19 protein-coding genes are annotated in these 20656 nt (G+C 66.9%); 8 read left to right on the top strand and 11 right to left on the bottom strand.

The window, feature by feature from the left end:
• Positions 1 to 2 precede the first annotated feature (2 nt).
• Positions 3 to 311 (top strand): EthD family reductase, encoded by a 309-nt coding sequence (locus VK92_RS16585; protein ID WP_048027397.1) that lies wholly within the window; start codon positions 3 to 5, stop codon positions 309 to 311.
• Between the two features lie 128 nt (positions 312 to 439).
• Positions 440 to 739: a hypothetical protein gene (locus VK92_RS16580; RefSeq protein ID WP_048027398.1), complete on the top strand. Its 300-nt coding sequence runs from the start codon at positions 440 to 442 to the stop codon at positions 737 to 739.
• A 121-nt stretch (positions 740 to 860) separates the two neighbouring features.
• On the opposite strand, the gene VK92_RS16575 is transcribed toward VK92_RS16580, so the two are convergent.
• Entirely contained in the window at positions 861 to 2336 is a 1476-nt protein-coding gene (locus VK92_RS16575) for an HD domain-containing phosphohydrolase (RefSeq protein WP_048027399.1), read from the bottom strand.
• Positions 2337 to 2641: 305 nt separating this feature from the next.
• Between VK92_RS16575 and VK92_RS16565 the strand changes: the two genes are divergently transcribed.
• On the top strand, positions 2642 to 3217 hold the full coding sequence (locus tag VK92_RS16565; RefSeq protein WP_048027401.1) for a DUF308 domain-containing protein: 576 nt from the start codon (positions 2642 to 2644) through the stop codon (positions 3215 to 3217).
• A 197-nt stretch (positions 3218 to 3414) separates the two neighbouring features.
• On the opposite strand, the gene VK92_RS16560 is transcribed toward VK92_RS16565, so the two are convergent.
• The 4 genes from VK92_RS16560 to VK92_RS16545 form a co-directional block, all read right to left on the bottom strand.
• Complete coding sequence (locus tag VK92_RS16560) at positions 3415 to 4197, bottom strand: YkgJ family cysteine cluster protein (protein ID WP_048027402.1); 783 nt, start codon at positions 4195 to 4197, stop codon at positions 3415 to 3417.
• 135 nt (positions 4198 to 4332) lie between these two features.
• Complete coding sequence (locus tag VK92_RS16555) at positions 4333 to 5181, bottom strand: SDR family NAD(P)-dependent oxidoreductase (protein ID WP_048027403.1); 849 nt, start codon at positions 5179 to 5181, stop codon at positions 4333 to 4335.
• Positions 5182 to 5431: 250 nt separating this feature from the next.
• Entirely contained in the window at positions 5432 to 6460 is a 1029-nt protein-coding gene (locus VK92_RS16550) for an AraC family transcriptional regulator (protein WP_048027751.1), read from the bottom strand.
• Between the two features lie 70 nt (positions 6461 to 6530).
• The gene (locus VK92_RS16545) at positions 6531 to 7361 is read right to left on the bottom strand and encodes an oxidoreductase (RefSeq protein ID WP_048027404.1); all 831 of its coding nucleotides are present in this window, start codon (positions 7359 to 7361) and stop codon (positions 6531 to 6533) included.
• A gap of 361 nt (positions 7362 to 7722) precedes the next feature.
• On the opposite strand from VK92_RS16545, the gene VK92_RS16540 reads away from it, so the two are divergent.
• Positions 7723 to 8193 carry a DUF2147 domain-containing protein gene (locus VK92_RS16540; RefSeq protein ID WP_048027405.1) on the top strand — a complete coding sequence of 157 codons (471 nt, stop codon included), beginning with the start codon at positions 7723 to 7725 and terminating at the stop codon, positions 8191 to 8193.
• A 325-nt stretch (positions 8194 to 8518) separates the two neighbouring features.
• On the opposite strand, the gene VK92_RS16535 is transcribed toward VK92_RS16540, so the two are convergent.
• Positions 8519 to 9169, bottom strand: a complete 651-nt coding sequence (locus tag VK92_RS16535; RefSeq protein WP_231616458.1) for a GntR family transcriptional regulator — start codon at positions 9167 to 9169, stop codon at positions 8519 to 8521.
• Positions 9170 to 9222: 53 nt separating this feature from the next.
• On the opposite strand from VK92_RS16535, the gene VK92_RS16530 reads away from it, so the two are divergent.
• On the top strand, positions 9223 to 10389 hold the full coding sequence (locus VK92_RS16530) for a pyridoxal phosphate-dependent aminotransferase (protein ID WP_048027408.1): 1167 nt from the start codon (positions 9223 to 9225) through the stop codon (positions 10387 to 10389).
• A 174-nt stretch (positions 10390 to 10563) separates the two neighbouring features.
• On the opposite strand, the gene VK92_RS16525 is transcribed toward VK92_RS16530, so the two are convergent.
• Positions 10564 to 11910 carry an MFS transporter gene (locus VK92_RS16525; RefSeq protein WP_048027409.1) on the bottom strand — a complete coding sequence of 449 codons (1347 nt, stop codon included), beginning with the start codon at positions 11908 to 11910 and terminating at the stop codon, positions 10564 to 10566.
• A 296-nt stretch (positions 11911 to 12206) separates the two neighbouring features.
• On the opposite strand from VK92_RS16525, the gene VK92_RS16520 reads away from it, so the two are divergent.
• The 3 genes from VK92_RS16520 to VK92_RS16510 all read left to right on the top strand — a co-directional run bounded on the left by VK92_RS16520 (position 12207) and on the right by VK92_RS16510 (position 16424).
• Positions 12207 to 13244: a LacI family DNA-binding transcriptional regulator gene (locus VK92_RS16520; RefSeq protein WP_175851698.1), complete on the top strand. Its 1038-nt coding sequence runs from the start codon at positions 12207 to 12209 to the stop codon at positions 13242 to 13244.
• Positions 13245 to 13432: 188 nt separating this feature from the next.
• Entirely contained in the window at positions 13433 to 15214 is a 1782-nt protein-coding gene (locus tag VK92_RS16515; RefSeq protein ID WP_048027410.1) for an IlvD/Edd family dehydratase, read from the top strand.
• Positions 15215 to 15245: 31 nt separating this feature from the next.
• Positions 15246 to 16424, top strand: a complete 1179-nt coding sequence (locus tag VK92_RS16510; protein WP_048027411.1) for a fumarylacetoacetate hydrolase family protein — start codon at positions 15246 to 15248, stop codon at positions 16422 to 16424.
• A gap of 172 nt (positions 16425 to 16596) precedes the next feature.
• Here the strand turns inward: VK92_RS16510 and VK92_RS16505 are convergent, their stop codons facing one another.
• Genes VK92_RS16505 through VK92_RS16490 form a run of 4 tightly spaced genes read right to left on the bottom strand, consistent with a single transcriptional unit; the run spans position 16597 to position 20653 of the window.
• A complete protein-coding gene (locus VK92_RS16505; protein WP_048027412.1) occupies positions 16597 to 16875 on the bottom strand; it encodes a hypothetical protein in 279 nt (92 codons plus the stop codon).
• A 55-nt stretch (positions 16876 to 16930) separates the two neighbouring features.
• Positions 16931 to 18454 (bottom strand): UxaA family hydrolase, encoded by a 1524-nt coding sequence (locus VK92_RS16500; RefSeq protein ID WP_048027413.1) that lies wholly within the window; start codon positions 18452 to 18454, stop codon positions 16931 to 16933.
• Complete coding sequence (locus tag VK92_RS16495; protein WP_048027414.1) at positions 18451 to 19611, bottom strand: D-mannonate oxidoreductase; 1161 nt, start codon at positions 19609 to 19611, stop codon at positions 18451 to 18453. The genes VK92_RS16500 and VK92_RS16495 overlap by 4 nt, the downstream gene beginning before the upstream one ends.
• Positions 19612 to 19642: 31 nt before the next feature.
• Positions 19643 to 20653: a zinc-binding alcohol dehydrogenase family protein gene (locus VK92_RS16490; protein ID WP_048027415.1), complete on the bottom strand. Its 1011-nt coding sequence runs from the start codon at positions 20651 to 20653 to the stop codon at positions 19643 to 19645.
• Positions 20654 to 20656: the final 3 nt, after the last annotated feature.

Genomic DNA, 20656 nt, shown 5'->3' with positions numbered 1-20656 from the left:
TCGTGTATTTCATCGTCTCCTATCGCCGAGCCGCGGGCACGCGATTCGACGCCCGTTACTACGTCGAGCAACACATTCCGCTGGTGGAAAAATCCTGGAAGCCGTACGGGCTCGACGCTATCGACGCTTTCTTTCCGGCACGTGAGGACAGCGAACTGATCGTCGTGGCGATGTGCCGTTTCAAGGACAGTGCGGCGCTGGACGCTGCGTTCGCGTCCGCGGAGACGGCAGACGTCATGGCAGATATCGATGCGTTCACCGACATCGAACCCGATCGGCTCATCACGGACGTGTTCCCGCGCGTGTCGTAGCGGCGATCGCGCGCCGCCATGCATCGGTTTCGGCCGGCGCCATCGGTCACTTGTCCGATGGCGCCGCGAACGATCGGGTGTCAGGATAGGCAACCGTCACGCGATACCGGACCGGGAGGATCACTGCAATGTCGGGACGTCAGATCTTCATCGTCGCATTGGCGAGCGGCCTGCCGCGTGCGTTCGGCGTGCTCGCTATCGTGTCGGGCCTGTTTCGGATCGGCACCGCAGTGCATCGCGGGAAACACGCCGACGCGCCGGCGCAAACGGTCTCGGGTGGAGCGCGAATGGCGCTGGCCGGCGCGCTGCTTTCCTGCGAAGCCGTTGGTGCCGTCTACTTCGCAATCGCGGCGTTGGGGTACGGTTGGGCCGACACCGACGCGACAGCCTCGAATCGCAGGGAACGGATCAACGACTGGCCGACTTGAATGGTGCAACCGCCATCTTCGATACGCGGGGTAAGCCACCGGACAGCGGAGCGTCAAAGGTCGCGCCGGCCCGACGGGCCGTCCGCGCACACACGAAAGCGAATCCGCGTCGCGGAGCGCGTCAGAGCAGCCCCAGCGCCGACGCCTTGAGGGTCGCCGCGGCGCGCGTCGAACATTCGAGCTTGCGGAACGCCTTCTCGACATGGGTGCGCACTGTGCTCGGACTCATCGCGAGCGCCTGCGCGACCTGCTTGTTGCTCGCACCGCGGGAGATTGCCCGCAGGACGTCGATTTCCCGCGCGGACAAGCGCGGGCCAACGGCCGACGCGCCCACGGCGATGCGCCGGGGCACGGGCGCCCCGCCCGTCACGAGCGCGGCCACCACTTCGCCGCATAGGCGGCCGCACGCCGCTTCTTCCTGCAACTGGACGGCGGCGGTTGCATCGCTCAGCGCCGCGCGCCACGGACGCGCCGAGCGCAACGCGACCCACGCCAGCGATGCCGCCAGCACGCGCGCTTCGAGCGTCAGCGCCGCATCGCGCGCGCCGCGGAAATAGCCCGAACCGTCCTGCCGCTCGTAGGCATACGAAGCAAGCACCGCGGCTTCGCCGAGCGCGCCGGTCTGCCTGCCGGCGCGCTCGGTCCAGTACGGGACGAGTCGCACCTTTTCCCATGCGCTCGCAGGCAGCCGCGTCGGCAGATTCCACACGTCGTTCGGCACCGCGGCCCTGCCGATGCCATGAATCAGTCCGGCCCGGTACACGCGTTCGCGCGCGGCCTCGTCCGGCGACAGACGGCCGTAACAGGCGGCCGCCGTCGCCGCGACCGAGCGCGAAAAACCCGTCATCCACGGCAGTTTCAGATCGATGACGTCCGCAATCAATTCGGCGGACGTCGCGCCCTGCATGTCCGGCGTGGCCAACGCGGCGTCCAGCTCGGCGGGCGCCATGTGCTCGAGCGTCGCCAGCCAGCGCGGTGCGTCGCGCGCGGCCGTCTCGACGAGCACGGCCGGATAACGTGACCCCGCGCGCTGGCCGATCAAGTCGAGGGCCTGTTCGATGCCGTACGTGCGGCTGAGCACGTCCAGGTCGCCCGCCAGCGCGACGATCGACACGGCGGGCGGCACCTGTTCGCGTTCGAGCCGCGCAGGCAGCCCGTTGCCGTCCCAGGTTTCGAAAATGTGCCGCAGCGCGGTTTCCGTCGCGCTGGACAGACCGAGTATTCGCGCGACCTCGCCCGAGACTTCGCAGTGAATCTGCGCGAGCGGAATCAGCGCGACACCCGCGCCGCCGATCGCTTCAGCCATGCCGGGCCGGCTCTCGAGCATCGCGGCGCGGATCGCGACGTCATCGCCGAATACCTGCGCGAAACCTGCCGCGTTCGCCGTGCAGCCCGACCAGCGCAACAGCGCCACCTCGCGAGCCGTGTCGCACACCGATGCATCGAATCGTGCCGCGTGCGCGAGCTGCGCCGCCAGCCAGCCGGTGCGCGGCGAATGGTCGGTCGGCTGGCCCATGCTGAGATCGCCGATGAAGGCCAGCGCGCGTACGGCGTCGACTATGCGCAGCGGGGCATGACGGGCTTCGGCGTCGGGCATCGGGTGGGCGGGGAGATTCGCGAGGACGGGAAAACGATCATACGCGACGGCGTCGCGGCGTGCAGGGGCATGCGCGTCGGGCGGGCGCCCCGGGGCCAACACGGTGCGATGTTCGCTCGCATCTCTGCGGAGCGCCCCGCGGACTTCGCCATCGGACATCTGACCGATGGCGGCAGGCGCGGACGATTGCGATACTCGGCGCACTGGAGATCCGGCCGGCGCCGCATCCGAATCCGAGTCCGAATCCGCATGGCGGACATCCTGCGTGCCGGCCGGTACGACGTTTCGATGTAAAAGGAGTGCACATGACTGATCGCTACCCTGAATTCCACGCCCTGGCCGACGAACACTGGCTGAAACGGTACTACTTTTCCCGGGCGGTGTTCTCGCTGATCTGGGTCGCGCTGGCGTTTTCCGTCGGCCGGCGGAGCGCGGCCGGCGCGGCGGTCCTGCTGGTCGTTTATCCGGCCTGGGATGCGCTCGCCAATTTCGTCGACCTGTCCCGCAGCGGCGGGATGGCGGCAAACCGCACGCAGGCGGTCAACGTCGCGATCAGCACCGTCACGACATTGGCGGTATTTCCGGCGTTGAATGCGGGCCTGCCCGCGGTACTCGCGGTGTTCGGCGTGTGGGCGATTCTGTCCGGCGCGCTGCAGCTCGGCACCGCCGTGCGGCGCTGGAAGCAGGCCGGCGCGCAGTGGGTGATGGTGCTGAGCGGCGCGCAATCGGCGCTGGCCGGGTTGTTCTTCATTTTGCAAAGCCATGCGCCAATGCCGCCGGCGATCGTCAAGATCGCGGGTTACGCGGGAGTGGGTGCGCTTTATTTCCTGATATCGGCCATCTGGCTGCAGGTGCGGGGGATGCGGCGCAGGGTGTCGTGAGCCGTCGGGCGGAATGAAGACCTGGACACGGCCGCGAATGGATCTGAACGACCCGAACCCGCCCTTCGGATCAGCGGGACTTCAACGGCGGCTTTGGGGCGGTCTCCGACTTCCATCTTCGCGCAGACTGCTACCTCACGTTGGCATCGCAAACATCATGCGCGCCCGGAGATCGATTGCTGGCCAACAGGCGCTGATTAATCGTCGCTGGACGCGTGAAATCCCAGATACTTTTGTTGGTCGGGCAACGCTTCGGGTGCTACGGCGCGAGCGTCGACCGAGGCGAGTGCCTCACGCGACCGGCGGCGATTCGAAACGATGGTCCACGATTCCGCACACGCCTTGCCTTCGGTGGCTTCGGTCCTGTCGATTGCGGTCCCGATCGCCCGCATCATCGCCTCGCGTTCCGCCAACACGGCAACGAACCCCTCGTTGGCGAGCGCAGTCGAACTCACGCCAAGGACGGTACACAGCATCCGTTTCGCACCAACATCGCCCACGTCCGCGTCTCGAAAAGCGTCGATACCTGCCACAAGCGACGGCTCCACGTATTGACCCGACACTTCCAGCACAGGATGACGATCGCTCCACGCATCCGGTGGACATGCCTTTCCAGCGGGGCGAAGTTCGATGAACGGATTGATCTCGGCAGGATAAATGCGGCATACGCGCGGCCGCCGCTCGTAAATGCCGCATGCCAGATCGGGTTGCAGATGAGGGCAGGGTCCTTCGAATGCAGCCACGACCGTCACGACAACGCGCAACGGTAATGTACCGCTCAGCGCCGCGAACGAGCGCCGGAACTTGTAGGCGGCGGCCAGATCATCCGCCGCCGGCTCGACGAGCCAGGGTACGGCTTCACAGAGTAGCTGCACTTCACCGCCGTCGCGCAGCCAGTCCAGCGCTTCGGAAAAGCCGAGCGGTACCCGGAGGTCGCGGCAGCACCGACCGCACATCGTGCACGAGAAATGAAGCGGCATCGGTTGTCCGGTCGATGTAATCCAGTGAATGGGATGGCGGATTGGCCTCGTGCGAAGCGGCACCCCACCGTTATGCAGGCCCTGCGGCTCGATGAATCTCTGGCCGTCACGGTTGGCCGTGGGATCGGCCTGCGTTCACAGCAGAATGTCCTGCCGCCTCGAATTGCCTTGCGCCGCGCTGGAGACCGGCTCCCACGCCTGCCAGGCGGCAAGACGCTCGGCGTACGCGGAACGCGCGACAGGAAGCCCTTCCGTGCCGAGAAAGAGACGCAACGGCGGATTGGCCGAATCGACGATCTCGAGGACAGCCTGAGCGGTCGACCGTGGATCACCGAAATCGATCTGTCCACTGGACGAAAAGACCCGTGCCCTGAGAGCGGCATAGGCATCGTTGCCGGTCGCCAGTTTCAGCGATGCCTGACTCGAAAAATCGGTGGCGTATGCGCCGGGCTCGAGCAGCGTGACGTTGATCCCGAAGTCTTTGACCTCCTGCGCGAGGCTCTCATGCATTGCTTCGAACGCCCATTTGGAGGCGTGATAGAAGCCGACGATGGGCCCCGCCACAATGCCGGCAACGCTCGATACGCCGACGATGTGGCCGTGGCGCTGCTCGCGCAGAAACGGCAACGCAGCTCGAATCACGCGCCAGGCACCGAAGAAGTTGGTTTCGAACTCAGCGCGGACGTCGTCCTCGCTCGCTTCCTCTATCGCGCTTACCAGCGCGTAGCCCGCATTGTTCACGACGACATCGAGCTTGCCAAAGTGCGCATGGGCCTGCGCGATGACGTGGTTTGCCTGGGCGGAGTCGGTGACATCGAGCGCCAGAGGAAGCACCGCCTCGCCATAGCGTTCGACCAGCCCGTCGAGATTGGCCAGCTGTCGCGCCGTCGCGGCGACCTTGTCGCCTCGCGCGAGTGCCGCCTCGGTCCAGATGCGGCCAAAGCCGCGGGATGCACCGGTAATGAACCACACTTTTTCTGTCATGGAATGCCTCTCAAGATGGATAGCCGTTACAGGCAGATTTGTACCGCTTTGCCTGATCGGCGGCACTGGCAGAGCGCGCCATGCCCCTTGCGCCTGGCGCCAATCGAATGGACCGGATTTGCGCCGCAGCGCAGCGGTTACTTCACCGTGGTGCACAACATGACAGCTTCGAGTGCCGGTCTCTGCGTGGCCGGCAACGAGTCGAAGCTACGGTGAGAAGTCTGGATAAGGAGCCCGCCGGGGGTACGCGTCAGATCGGTTCGGCGGCAACGCCGGGCGAATTCAGTTCCCGCCAGCGGTTCGGGGTGACGCCTTCCCAATCGCGGAACGCGCGATAGAACGAACTCGTGTCCTGGTAACCCAGCAGGCAGGAAACCTCATCGATGCCCGCGGCCGGGTCCGCGAGCAACCGGCGCCAGAGCTCCTGTCGAGCCTCGGCAAGAAGATCCCGGAATGTCGTGCCTTCATCCGTGATGCGCCGTTGCAGCGTCCGCTCGCTCATCCCGAGGTCGCGCGCCACGTCCGACAGTTCCGGCCGGCCGCTTGCGAGGCATCGTTTGAGTACGACTTTCACCTGCTCGCGGATCGAGCTGCGCGCTTCGATTTCCCCCAGCGCTGCCGTAAGTGCGGGAGTCAGCATGTCGAGCAGTTCGGGATTGTGGCCGGGAAACGGCCGGTCGAGATCGGCTGACTTCAGCACGAGCGCATTGCGCGCCGCGCCGGAGCGAATCGGGCAGCCGAAGTACTCGCGGTAGACCTCTTCCCTCGGGCCTGTGCGGACGAACTCCACGCGACGCGGCGTCAGGTGTTGCCCGGTGCCCCGCCTGCCGAGTTCGAGCAGCGTCGCAAACGTGACGTCGGTCGCAACGGCGGGTTCGGGTTCAGTTGCGCAGGGCCACTCCGAGGTGAGCGTACATTCGGCCCCCTCTTCGGCGATATGCAGCTGCTCCGGCGTGCAGAGCCTCTTGAAGCGGGCGACCCGCTCGAGGCCATCGCGATAGTCCCGGGCATGGAATGCGGCAAGGAGGAAAGGAGGATGCGTTGCGACTTCGCTCCGGGTCACCAGTGCGATGCCCAGACCAGGCTCGGGCGCCAGCTGCCCGATCGCTTTCCATAGCGCGAAGTACTGCTCGGTGCTCACGAGCGCCCGCGGATTCAGGTGCAGCGTGGCAGGTAACCGGGCCTGACGCAGTATCGCGGCCGGCGGCAGGCCGGCGTGCGCAATCGCGCGCCAGAACGCCTGCGGTACCTTGCATCTGTCTGCCATGACTGCGCCCATCGTAGCCTCGGTGTGGAAGTAATCTTTGCCGCTCGCACGCGCCCGGCTCGTGACGGGGGCGCGGACCATCCTAGCGCATCTGGCTCATGATCACGCGGTCGAACATGCGGTCGCCGAGCCACGCGCGGATCAGGATCATCGGTTTCGCGTACTTGCCGGAGACATATCGCGTGCGCGGCTTTTTCGCGCGCACGGCCTGCGACACCACGTTGGCGATGACACCCGGGTCGGTACCGCGTCCGTTGCCATAGGCTTGCTGCGTCGACTTTGCGACAGCCTGGGTCAGCTTCGCATAGGCGCCGCTGCCGGAGCGGGCGAGCAGGCTGCGCGAAACCACGTCGCCGAACCCCGTCTCGATCAGGCCGGGCTCCACGATCACGACACGGATGCCGAATGGTGCGAGCTCCAGCCGCAGGCAATCCGACCAGCCTTCGAGGGCATGCTTCGTCGCGTGATACCACGCGCCGAGCAGCGTATAGATCTTGCCGCCCATCGACGTGATGTTGACGATCGTGCCGCTTCCCCTCTCGCGCATGGCAGGCAGGAGCAACTGCGTGAGGCGGGCCGTGCCGAACACGTTGACCTCGAACTGGTATCGCGCCTCCTCGATGCCGATGTCCTCTACCGGCCCGTACAGTCCGAACCCGGCGTTGTTGACGAGCACGTCCACTCCTCCGGTTTCTTTGAGAATCGTCTCGACTGCCGACACGATCTCTGCATCGCGGGAAAGGTCCATGCGTAGCGGCCTAGCGCCGAGGCGTTGCAGGTCGATCATCCTGTCGACGTGCCGCGCGGCCACGTAGACCTGGAAGCCGTCGCGAATCAGCTGCCGGGCGATTTCCTTGCCCATGCCCGAGGAGGCGCCCGTCACGAGGGCCGTTTTCTTGCTTCTATCAAACATCGTGGTCTCTCAGCGAGTTCTGACTGGAGTGAACGTTACTCGCCGCACCGCGCCGGTGCACTAACGAAAGGCGCCACGTTGGTCGCAATTCACGCCATGGCGGGAGCGGCCACCTGAAAACGATCCGCCGCGCAGCCGCCCGTTCCGGGAAGAATGGCGCTACTCGCAACGGGAACGGCGTCATCCGCCACTGTGCGACCCGGGCTCAGTCCTTACGATCCGGTCTGTCGCAATCGTGATCACGCCTCGTGTGCGTGAGCCGGTCCTGCCGACGGCGAGCGCTGCCGCTGTGGGGGCGGCTGCACGCCGGACGCCCGGAACAGGATTGCTTCCTGGAAACCCGTCAAAAAGGATCACCGGCATGAACGCAAGCCTCGTTTTACGTCAATCGGCCGTCTCCATGATGCTCTTCTTCATGAGCCTGTTTTTAACACTAACTGCCCATGCCCAGCACGCTCCCGCCGACGGGATCGTTGGAATATGGGAAGCCGACGATGGCAGCGTAAAGCTCGACATGTACAAGGCAGGCGCCGCCTTCGAGGCACGCCTGCTGTACGGAAATCAGGTGGTGGAGTCCGATAACGTCACCTTCAAGCTCGACACGAGGAACCCCGACCCTGCGCTGCGCTCCCGCTCGCTGAAGAACATCGTGTTTCTGTCCGGCCTTCGCTGGGACGACGGTGAATGGACCGGAGGCTCGCTCTACGACGGGTCCTCCGGCCGCACATACACCTGCAAGGCGACCATCAAGGACGGAAAGATGTATCTGCGCGGCTACCTCGGCATATCCGCCCTCGGACAGACCCGGGTGTTCCATCGCGTGAATGGGTAACGACACAAGGGATGACCGGATGCCATGGGCGTTTGCCGGCAGGTCTTTTGGAACGGTCCGATGAAACTGTCATGGAGGTGCGTGCTGTCTGCGCTGTTGTGCGCGCTTCTGGCGACGTCCTGCAACATCCGGACTGTCGCGAAAACCAATGGCCGGTTCGCGACTGGACCCGACGTTTGAATGCCTACGCGACGCAACGAGCGGATGACGCCTTATGGTCGGATACCGTCCGACACGTTTGACTATGGCCGCCCCGGAGAAGACGCCAGCCATTCCCCAAACCAGCCTTTTGGACCGGTCGACGCCCACGACTCGACCCACATCCCTACCGCCCACCCAACGCCTGAGCCAGCGCATCCCCCGCAGCCAGAATATGCGCGGACAGAGCCGCACACGCCGCGTCGACATTCCCCTCGCGTATCGCCCGAACGATGTCCCGATGTTCGTCGTTCGAGCGATCCTGCCAGTCGAGTTGCTGCCACGTCGCATACAGATGCCGTGAACTGGCCCGATGCATGTCGCCGATCGCGGCGACGAGCCGCGGCATCCCGCACGGCGCGGTCAACGCCCGATGAAACCTCAGGTTCAGCGTGCCCAGCACGGCGATGCCACGCGCCGCCGCCTCCTGATCGAGGATCGCATCGAGTTCCTCCAGCGCCCGTGCGTCGAGCGCGGGAATCGCCTCGCGCAGCGCCAGCGCCTCGAAAGCCGCACGCATCTTCGCCATTTCAAGCACGTCCGCCGGCTCGAGCGGCGCCGCCCGCACGCCTCGTCGCGGTTCCACCACGGCCAACCCCTGCGCTTCCAGCCGTCTGAACGCCTCGCGTACCGGCACATGACTCGCGCCGAACTCTGCCGCGATGTGGTCCTGACGCAGCCACTCCCCCGGCGCGATGACGCCCGAGATGATGCGGTCCGCCAATGCGCTGGCGATCCGATCGGCCAGCGAGCGATCCTCCTTGACTTCCAAATTCATCCCGACCACCATGCATAGATTATCTATTAAATTGTAACAAACCCGGAGGCTCGATGCGCCACCACCGTCCTGTCCGTCTGCAGCACATTGCCGGCATCGGCGTCGATCGCATGGGCTCGATCGCCGATCATGCCGACGTCGACCTTTTGCGACTCGAAAATCTCGACACCGACCTCCCACCCACTTCGGAAGCGCTGGCCTTCACCCGAGAAGCCATTCAGCGAGACTCGGCCAACTCCTATTTGCCCTTCGTCGGTCAGGATCGGCTGCGCGCGAGCGCTGCCGCCCACGTGTCGGCGCTTTCGGGGCAGCGCTTCACGGCCGACCAGGTGGTGGTGTCGGCGGGCGGGCTCTCCGGCATTCTGAATACGCTGCTCGCCACCGTCGAGACGGGCGACGAAGTCATCGTCACCGATCCGACCTACGCCGGTCTGCTGAACCGCATCCGCCTGGCGGGCGGTGTGCCCAAGCAAGTCCCGTTCACCTTCACGCCGGGCAGCGAATGGAAGCTGGACCAGGCAGCACTGCGGGCAGCAATCGGTCCGAAAACGCGGGCCATGCTGCTGATGTCTCCGTCGATGCCTTCGGGCGGCTTCTTCGATGCGTCCGACTGGCAACTGATCGCGAGCCTGTGCGTGCAGAACGATCTGCTGCTGATCCTCGACAGCGCGATGGAACGGCTGCTTTTCGATGGGCGCACGGTCATCCATCCCGCCGGCCTGCCCGGCATGGCCGAGCGTACGGTCACGGTCGGCGCGGCGTCGAAAGAGTTGCGCATGATCGGCTGGCGGGTCGGCTGGATCGTCGCGCCGGAATGGCTGATTCCGGATCTGGTGGCTGTGTCGCTCGCCAATGTCGTGGTACCGGTCGGCATAGCCCAGGAGGCCGCGGCGGTTGCGCTCGAACATTCCGCATCCGATCTGCCTGGCTACGTGAGCGAACTCGAGAGACGGCGGGACACGGTCGCCGCCGAACTGTCGGGGCTCCCGTTCGGCATGCCGGCGGGCGGCTGGTCGATGCTGCTGCGCGTCGCCGATTTCGGTCTGACCGGATCGCAGATGTCGGAGCGGTTGCTGCGCCGGGGCGTATGTGCGACGGCCATGACCGGATGGGGCGTCGCCCACGGCGAGCAGTACGTCCGTTTCGTGTTTTCAAACGAACCTGTCGACCGGTTGCGCACGCTCGGGGACAAGGTGCGCTTCGCACTGGAGGACGCATGACGGCCGCTCACGAGAAAGCGGAGTCCGCCGGGCGTCCCTGGCTGGAAGTAGCCGGAACTCCGCGTGTGGTGGTCGGGCAAACTCACACAAGATCGATCCGCGTGACGTGATGCATCCGGCGCCGAGGCGGCGCGATGCCCCCGCCCCGGCCGGACGTAACGTCCCGCGAACGCCCTACCGCCCCACCGGCGGCCGCAGGATATCGCGCGGAATCGACGCGATCAACACGCAGCTGACCAGCAGGCAAGCGCCCAGCGCATAAGTCCCGTTGTTGATGTTGCCGGTCATCTGCTTGGCGACGCCGGTGATCATCGAGCCCGTGAAGCCGGACAGGTTCCCCACCGAGTTGATCAGTGCGATGCCGGCGGCCGCGGCCGTGCCGGACAGGATCTGCCCCGGAAAGGTCCAGTAGATCGGCATCAGCGCGAGGATGCCGCAGGTGGCAATGGTCAGGAATACGATCGACAGCGCCACGTTGTGCGCGAACGCTGCGCTCAGGATCAGGAAGACGCCGCCGATCAGCGCGGGAATCGCCGCATGCAGGCGGCGTTCGCCGGTCTTGCGCGAGTGCGACGCGTTCCACACCATCGCGAAGATCGCCGTCAGGTAAGGAATGGCCGTCAGCACGCCGATGTGCAGCGGGCTGTGCACGCCCGACGCGCGGATGATCGACGGCAGCCAGAAGGCCAGCCCGTAGAAACCGGTATTGAACGTCAGCAGGATGAAGGTGAGCAGCCAGACGCGCGGGCTGCGCAGCGCGGCGCCAATGCTGTGCGACTTGTGCGCGGCCTCGGATTCGAGGTTGCGCGACAGCACCGCCTTTTCGTCGGCGGACAGCCACTTCGCCGTCTGCGGACCGTCGCCGAGGCAGGCCAGCACGATGAACGCCACCACGATCGACGGCAGCCCTTCGAGCAGCAGCATCCATTGCCAGCCGCTCATGCCCGACAGGCCGTGCGTCTGCCCCATCAGCCAGCCGGACAGCACGCTGCCGAGCGTCAGGCTCAGCGGGATCGCGACCAGGAAGCCCGACATCGCCACGCTCTGGCGCCGCGCCGGGAACCAGTAGTTCAGGTACAGGATGACGCCCGGGAAAAAACCCGCTTCGCACAGCCCCAGCAGGAAGCGCAGCGTGTAGAACATCGTGGTCGTCTGCACGTGGAAGAACTGCGCGAGCGGCACGATGAACGCCATCGACGACGACACGATGCCCCACGTGATCATGATCCGCGCGATCCAGAAGCGCGCGCCGTAGCGGTGCAGCAGCAGGTTGCTGGGCATCTCGAACAGGAAATAGCCCCAGAAGAAGATGCTGGCGCCGAGCGCATAGACGCCGTCGCTCAGGTTCAGGTCGTCGAGCATCTGCAGCTTCGCGAAGCCCACGTTGACGCGGTCCAGGTAGGCCACGACGTAACAGAGCAGCAGCAACGGCAGGATGCGCCGCATGACCTTGCGGTAAAGGGCGTCTTCGGACGAATCGGCCGCGGCCGGTGCGGCAGCGGCCTGCGTAAGGGATGGCATCGGTCTGTCTCCTGATTGTGTCGATCTTCTTCGTACCGTCGCGTGCGCTGCGTGCATCTATGTTACCGGTAACATCCGGTACCCAAAAAAAGCCGACGAGGCGACGGGAGCGATCGGCAATCTGATACCGGTAACACATTCGAAGGTAGCATGCGGCACAGGCGCGTACAAGTGCCGCCGGACGCGTGGTTTCCCTAGTGCGACTCTCACCGCGGCGGGCACGCCGCGCCCCGCCTGCGCGGTATGCCGCACCGGTATGATGTAGCCTTTCCGGCCTTCTCCCGATCGCGATTCCGATGCCCAGTCCCACCGCCGTCCGGCCCGCCGGGCCGCCCCGCATGTCCGACGTAGCGCGCCTCGCCGGCGTATCGAAGATGACGGTGTCGCGCGTGCTCGCCGGCCACAGCGTGGCCGCCGAGACGCGCGCCCGGGTCTGCGAGGCCATCGACCAGCTCGGCTACGTGGCGGATGCCGCTGCCGGTGCGCTGTCGTCGGGGCGCTCGGAATTCGTCGCGGTGCTGGTGCCGTCGCTGTCGAGTTCCAACTTCTCGGACACCGTGCGCGGCCTGACCGACGCGCTCGAGCCGCATGGTTTGCAACTGCTGCTCGGCGATACCGACTACGACCTTGAACGGGAAGAACGGCTCGTGCGGTCGATGCTGCGACACCAGCCGCGCTGCATCGCGCTGACGGGGTCGCAGCACACCGATGCGACGCGCAAGGTATTGGAGCGCTCGGCGATTCCAGTGGTCGAGATGTGGGACCTGCCCACGCGCCCGATCGACACCGCCGTCGGCTTCTCGAACGTGCGCGCCGCCCGTGCGATGGTGCGCCACCTGGCCGAGCGCGGTTACCGGCGCATCGGCTTTCTGGTCGGCGCGAGCGAACTGGATCGCCGCGGCCTGGACCGGCTCAAGGGCTACCAGGCGGAGATCAAGGCGCAGGGGCTGGGCGAACCGCGCGTCGTGCGGCTGGGCGAATCGCCGATCACGATGAGCCACGGCGGGCCGGCGATGGCCGCGCTGCTGGAGCAATGGCCGGATACCGACGCGGTGATGTGCGTGAGCGACATGTCGGCGTTCGGCGCGATCATGGAGTGTCACCGGCGCGGGCTCGCCGTGCCAGCCGACATCGCCGTGGCCGGCTTCGGGAACTTCGAAGTGGCGACCTGCTGCCATCCGACCATCACGACCGTCTCGGTCGACGCGTACGGCATCGGGCAGCGCACGGGCGAAGCGTTGCTGGCGGCGCTGCAAGCGCGTGACGGCGGCGAGCGGACCGAATCGAAAAGCATCCGTATCGACTACACGATCATCGCGCGGGAAAGCGCCTGACAAGCCGACGGCCGCGCGCATCCCGACCGCCACGCGCGCGGCTTCGTACCGCCCCCCCTGCCCTCATCTTCGCCACATGCGCACGAAATCCCTTCCGCTGCGCAAAAAACCCGTGCTAACATCCAAGCGATGTTACCGGTACCATCCGGCACGCAAAATGACAAAGGCCCCTCAGGAGACAGCCTGCCATGTCACACACGCCTCGCCGCCTGCGCAGTCAGGAATGGTTCGACGACCCCGCGCACGCGGACATGACGGCGCTCTATGTCGAGCGCTTCATGAACTACGGGTTGACGCGCGAGGAACTGCAGTCGGGCCGCCCCATTATCGGCATCGCGCAGACGGGCAGCGATCTCGCGCCGTGCAACCGCCATCACATCGAGCTGGCCGAACGCACCAAGGCGGGCATCCGCGACGCGGGCGGCATTCCGATGGAGTTCCCCGTGCATCCGCTGGCCGAGCAAAGCCGCCGGCCCACCGCCGCGCTCGACCGCAATCTCGCGTACCTCGGGCTGGTGGAAGTGCTGCACGGCTTTCCGCTGGACGGGGTGGTGCTGACGACCGGCTGCGACAAGACCACGCCCGCGTGCCTGATGGCGGCCGCCACGGTCGACATGCCCGCGATCGTGCTGTCGGGCGGCCCGATGCTCGACGGCTGGCACGAGGGCAAGCGGGTCGGCTCGGGCACGGTGATCTGGCATGCGCGCAACCTGCTCGCGGCGGGCGAGATCGACTACGAAGGCTTCATGCAGCTGACCACGGCCTCGTCGCCGTCGATCGGCCATTGCAACACCATGGGCACCGCGCTGTCGATGAACAGCCTCGCCGAGGCGCTGGGCATGTCGCTGCCCGGCTGCGCGAGCATTCCCGCCGCCTATCGCGAGCGCGGCCAGATGGCTTACGCGACCGGCAAGCGCGCAGTCGAGCTCGTTCGCGAAGACCTGCGCCCGTCGACAATCATGACGCGCGCGGCATTCGAGAATGCGATCGTCGTCGCGTCCGCGCTCGGCGCATCGACCAACTGCCCGCCGCACCTGATCGCGATAGCACGCCACATGGGCGTCGAACTGAGCCTGGACGACTGGCAGCGCCTGGGTGAATCGGTGCCGCTGCTCGTCAACTGCATGCCGGCCGGCGACTACCTCGGCGAGAGCTTCCACCGCGCCGGCGGCGTGCCCGCCGTGCTGCGCCAGCTCGATTCGGCCGGGCTGCTGCGGCGCGACTGCCTGACCGTATCGGGCCGCGCGATCGGCGAGATCGCCGACACCGCGCAGGACGCCGACCGCGACGTGATCCGCACGCCCGACGCGCCGCTCAAGCATGGCGCCGGCTTCATGGTGCTGTCGGGCAACTTCTTCGACAGCGCGATCATGAAGATGTCGGTGGTGGGCGACGCGTTCCGCCGCACCTACCTGTCCGAGCCGGGCGCGGAGAATACGTTCGAGGCGCGCGCGATCGTGTTCGACGGCCCCGAGGACTATCACGCGCGCATCAACGATCCCGCGCTGAACATCGACGAGCGCTGCATCCTCGTGATCCGCGGCTGCGGCACGGTCGGCTACCCGGGCAGTTCCGAAGTCGTGAACATGGCGCCGCCTGCCGAACTGGTGAAGCGCGGCGTGACGTCGCTGCCGTGCATGGGTGACGGACGCCAGAGCGGCACATCGGCCAGCCCGTCGATCCTGAACATGTCGCCGGAAGCGGCGGTCGGCGGCGGCCTCGCGCTGCTGCGCACGAACGATCGCGTGCGCGTGGACCTGAATCGCCGCAGCGTCGACGTGCTCGTCGACGAGGACGAGCTCGCGCGCCGCCGCGAAACCGAAAGCTTCACCGTGCCGCAGGCGCAAACGCCGTGGCAGGAACTCTATCGCCGGTTCGTCGGCCAGCTGTCCACCGGCGGCTGCCTCGAACCGGCCACGCTGTACCTGAAGGTGATCGAGCAGCGCGGCAACCCGCGCCATTCGCACTGACCCACCGCCCCCGACTCTTGCCGAGCTGACCATGCATACGCCTTCCGTTTCCGATTGCCTGCCGCACGACCTCGACCACGCGCTGCTGATCGGCCGCGTCTGGCGGCACGACGGCGCCCATGCGGGCCCGAGCGTCGTCGCCGTGCGCGGCGGCGAAGTGTTCGACATCACGCGCACCGTGCCGACCACCGCCGACCTGTTCGATCGCCCCGATGCAGTCGCCATCGCGCGCACCGCTGCCGGCGAATCGCTCGGCCGTGTCGAGCCGTTGTTGCAGGCCGCGCTGGACAGCACGCCGGGCGCGACGCACATGCTCGCGCCGTGCGACGTGCAGGCGATCAAGGCGTGCGGCGTGACCTTTGCGGTCAGCCTGATCGAGCGCGTGATCGAGGAACAGGCGGGCGGCGATCCGGCCAAAGCGCGGGAGGTTCGCGACACCATCGCCGCGACCATCGGCACCGATCTATCGAAGATCGTGCCGGGCTCGGAAGCCGCGCTGCGCCTGAAGGCGGAGCTCGAACGCCGCGGTGCCTGGTCGCAATACATGGAAGTGGGCATCGGCCCGGATGCGGAGGTGTTCTCCAAGGCGCAGCCGATGTCGGCGGTCGGCTTCGGCGCGGACGTCGGGCTGCTGCCCGTGTCGGTGTGGAACAACCCGGAACCGGAGATTGTGCTGGCGGTCGCCAGTGACGGCAGGCCGGTGGGCGCGACGCTCGGCAACGACGTGAACCTGCGCGACATCGAAGGCCGTTCGGCGCTGCTGCTCGGCAAATGCAAGGACAACAACGGCTCGTGCGCGATCGGCCCGTTCGTGCGGCTGTTCGACGACGGCTTCACGCTCGACAGTGTGCGGCAATGCAGCGTGTCGCTGCGCGTCGAAGGCGCGGACGACGGCTTCGTACTCGACGGCATCAGCCACATGCGCGAGATCAGCCGCGACCCGGCCGACCTCGTCGCACAGACCTGCGGCGCGCATCACCAGTATCCGGACGGCTTCATGCTGTTCCTCGGCACGATGTTCTCGCCGATCCAGGATCGCGACGCGCCCGGCGGCGGATTCACGCATCACCTCGGCGACCGCGTCACGATCTCCACGCCCGCGCTCGGCGCACTCGTCAACACCGTGCGGCTTTGCACGGAGATCGCGCCGTGGACCTTCGGCGTGCGCGCGCTGTATGCGAATCTGGCGGCACGCGGGCTGCTTGCCTGAGCGGAACGGCAGCGATACCGGCCCGCCCACGGGTGATGGATCGCAGTCAGCCACGGCATGGGGCGACGTACCCGCGGATCAGCGCGACGCACGGACGCGATCCGGCTGTCGGCGGCGAACCGGCAGCGCTCGATCCTGCCACGGCGCCGCCCACGGGCGGCTTCGGCTTCGACTACGCGAAGCGACCGGACGCTGCCATGCCGGCGCCGTCCGGGCCAGACCGCGTACCGAAGCGCCGTTGCAGCTCGATGATCGTCGGCAGATTGAAATCGTGGACGTCCGGCGCGGCGCCGCCCTGCCGCCGGCTCACCTCGACACAGAGTTCCAGCGCCCGTGCGCGCGTCTCGGCGAGCAATCGCAGCGCCTCGCCGAGCAAACCCTTCTCCAGTTCAGACAGTGAGCCATCCTGACCGATTTCGCCGATCGCCGGCTCGCTCATGCGGGTTTCCATCGCGGCTTCTCCTTCGCTGTCCGATTGCGCACGCGGTCGCACGTCGCCTTTCGCGTCACATGACCGCGCCGCGCAGCCACGGCACGAACTCGCGTTCGCCGATGCCGTTGTCCTCGCTGCGGGATCGTCGTCCGGAGGCAACGTCGAGCATCAGCCGGAACAGCCGCTCGCCCGCTTCGCCGACCGAGAGCGAACCGGCGACGATCCCGCCGCTGTCGAAATCCATGTCCGATTGCATCCGCTCGTACAGGCCGCTCGTCGTCGCGATCTTGATCGTCGGCACCGGCTTCGAGCCGAACACCGAACCGCGGCCCGTCGTGAAGCACACGAGATTCGCGCCGCCGGCGATCTGCCCGGTGGCCGACACCGGGTCGTAACCGGGCGTATCCATGAACACGAGCCCCGCTTGTCGCACCGGCTCCGCATAGTCGTAGACCGCGCGCAGCGGCGAGCGGCCGCCCTTCGACACCGCGCCGAGCGATTTCTCGAGAATCGTCGTGATGCCGCCGGCGAGGTTTCCGGGCGACGGGTTGTTGTTCATTTCACCGCCGTTGTCGGCGACGTAACGCTCCCACCACTGCAACCTGCCGAGCAGACGCTCGGCCACGTCGCGCGACGCCGCCCGCGCGATCAGCAGATGCTCGGCGCCGTAGATCTCGGGCGTCTCGGACAGAATCGCGGTGCCGCCGTTGCGGACCAGCAGATCGACGGCCGCGCCGAGCGCCGGATTCGCGGTGATGCCCGAGTAGCCGTCGGAGCCGCCGCATTGCAGGCCGACCGTCAGCCGCGAGGCCGGCACGGCGCTGCGACGCGCGCCGTCGGCCACCTCCAGCAACTCGCGCACGATCGACACGCCTTTGGCCACGGTGTCGCGCACGCCGCCTTCGTCCTGGATCACCAGCGTGCGCACGGTGCCAGGTGCCGCCGCGTCGAGCCGTTGCGCGAGCGCGCCGACCTGGTTGACCTCGCAACCGAGGCCGACGAGCAGCACGCCGGCGAAATTCGGGTTCCGTGCATAACCGACGAGCGTGCGCCGCAGCAGTTCGATGCCGTCGCCGGTCGCCGACATGCCGCAGCCGCTCTGATGGGTGATCGCGACGACGCCGTCGACATGGCCGAACGCGTCGAGCGCGCCGTGCCGGTATGCATCGGCGATCGCATGACAGACACTCGCCGAACAGTTGACGCTCGCGATCACGCCAACGTAGTTGCGCGTCCCCACGCTGCCGTCGGGCCGCACGAATCCGTCGAAGCTATCGCGGCGATCGGCCGGAACCTCGTGCGTGTCGCCCGCCGGCCCGTCGTCGTGCGCATGCCGCTCGGGCATCCCGACGTTGTGCACGTGCACGTGCTCGCCCGCGGCGATGTCCCGCAGCGCGACGCCGATCGGCTGCCCGCATTTGACGATCGCGTCGCCACGCGCGATCGGCGTGATGGCGATCTTGTGGCCGGCCGGTATCGCGGCCGCCGGCCGCAGCGGCGCGCCGTGCACGTCGATCGGCACGTCCGGCGCCAGCGCATCGAGTGCGACGGCGACGTTGTCGTTGCCGTGAAGGATCACGATGGTCGGTTGCTTCACGATGGTCTTCTCCCTGTCGTTGCGGCCACCGGTTCGTAGCGGGCGACGAGCTGCCGCAACCGCGGTTGTTCGGCCGCCAGCGCCAGCGAATCGGCGAGCGCGAGCAGCGGCTCGATCCGTCGCGCGACCTTCTCGCGATGGTTGACCGCGATATCGGCGATACGATGCGCGAGAAACGGATTGAGAAAGCGCTCGCGCACGCTGTCGACGTAGTGTTCGGCCGTTTCGCGCAAGCCCAGCGCCACGAATACCGGCGCGACTTCATCGCGCCACACGGCTTCGAGACCGTCGCGCAACCGCGCGTCGTTCATCGCGTCCAGCACCGTTTCCGAGGCGTCGCGCCCCGCCGCGAGCCACTGCTCCGCGAGCCAGCTATGCCCGAGATTGAGGAAGAACAGCTTCAGGCGCTCGTGGCTGCGCAAATCGTCGGTGACGACGATCTGAGCATGCGTGCACGGCAGCGCCATGCCGGCACGCCGCTCGATCGCCCATAGCGCGTAGGGCTCCGCGATCGCGCCGACCGGATGGAGCGGCTCGGACACGATGCGGTCGACGAGCGAGTTGACCCATACGCAGCGGTTGCCCAGATAGTCGGCGAACGCGTCGGGCAGCCGCCACCGGCGCGCGAGGTCCAGCACGATGTCGCGCAGCGTGTCGCCGTTGTTCGTCACCAGTTCGCAAGGCAGGATGGAGACGCCGTCATCGGGCCGCACCTGCCAGCGCGCATGCAGCAGCGCCAGCAGCTTCGCCGGAAAGCCGTGCGGTGCGTGCCTCGGCTGGGCCAGCAGGTCCACGGTGTCGCGTGGATCGGCGCGATACCCTGCGTCGCCGGTGTTCGACACGATGACGCGTACGGTCTCGATCGCGGCGCCGCGTATCTCCGCCCAGTCGTGCTCGGCGTCCCACGCGCGCTGCACGGCGCGGCACTCGACGACTTCGTCGACCACGCCGCCGCGGTCGCGCCCGCGAATCCGCACCGGATAGCGACCGGTGGCGCGCAGCGCGTCGATGCGGGCGCGGCTGGCCGGATTGCCGGTCGTCTGCACGATGCCGATGCCGCCCATCGCGTTGCCGTCGTCCAGCGCCTGCGAGACGAACAGGTCGACGTGCGCGAGCAGGAAGCGGCTCGTGCCGAACTGCAGGATCGGCGGCGTCATCGCATGCGCTCCGCGTGCCGGATGCGATCGATCAGCATTCGACGAGCGCCTTCACGACGGTCTGCCCCGCATCGAGCAAACGCGGCAGCGCATCCGGCACCTCTTCGAGCCGCATCCGGTGCGTGTTCAGCGCGCGGTCCGGAATACGCCCCCCGCGCATCGCGTCGAGCACCGTCGCGAAATCCTCGGCCGTCGCATTGCGGCTTGCGAGCAGCGTGGTTTCCCGCTTGTGGAATTCGGGATCCGAAAAGGCGACGTGCCCGCGCACGATCGAGATCAACGTGTATTTGCCGCCATGCGCGACGAATTCGAAACCGCGATTCATCGCATCGAGGTTGCCTGTGGCGTCGAACACCGCATCGAAATACTCTCCGTTCGTCAACGCCGCGAGACGCGCCGCGTCATCCGCGCCCACCTCCACGGTCGCATCGACCGTCAGATGTTGCCGGCAAAACGCCAGTCGATCCGCCCGCGTGTCGAGGCATGTGACAACGGCGCCACGCACCTTCGCGAAGATCATCGCGGCCATGCCGATCGGCCCGGCGCCGACGACCAGCGCCCGCTGCCCGGCGCGGACGTCCGCGCGCCGCACCGCATGCGCGCCGATCGCGAGGAATTCCAGCATCGCCGCCTGGTCGAGCGAAATGCCGTCGGCCTTGTGCACGAACTGCGCGGGCACGCTCAGGTATTCGGCGAGCGCGCCGTCGCGATGCACGCCGAGCACCTTGATGTTCACGCAGCAATTCGTGTTGCCGTGCCGACAGGCGATGCAGTGCCCGCACGACAGATACGGCATCACGTACACCGCGTCGCCGGCGCCGAGCCCCGACTCGGGTTCCGCCTCAACGACGACCGCTGAAAGCTCATGCCCCATCACGCGCGGATAGTCGAGGTACGGCTGGTTGCCGGTGAAGATATGCAGGTCGGTGCCGCAAATGCCGACCCGTTGCACGCGCAACAGTACTTCGCCGCTGCCGCGCACGGGCAGTTCGCGCTGCTGCACGCGCAGCACGCCGGGGGATTCGCAAATCACGCTGAGCATGTC

Source organism: Burkholderia sp. LK4, assembly GCF_001043615.1.
In the GTDB taxonomy this organism is placed as follows: Bacteria; Pseudomonadota; Gammaproteobacteria; order Burkholderiales; family Burkholderiaceae; genus Burkholderia; species Burkholderia cepacia.
This window is presented reverse-complemented; position numbering and strand designations above follow the sequence as displayed.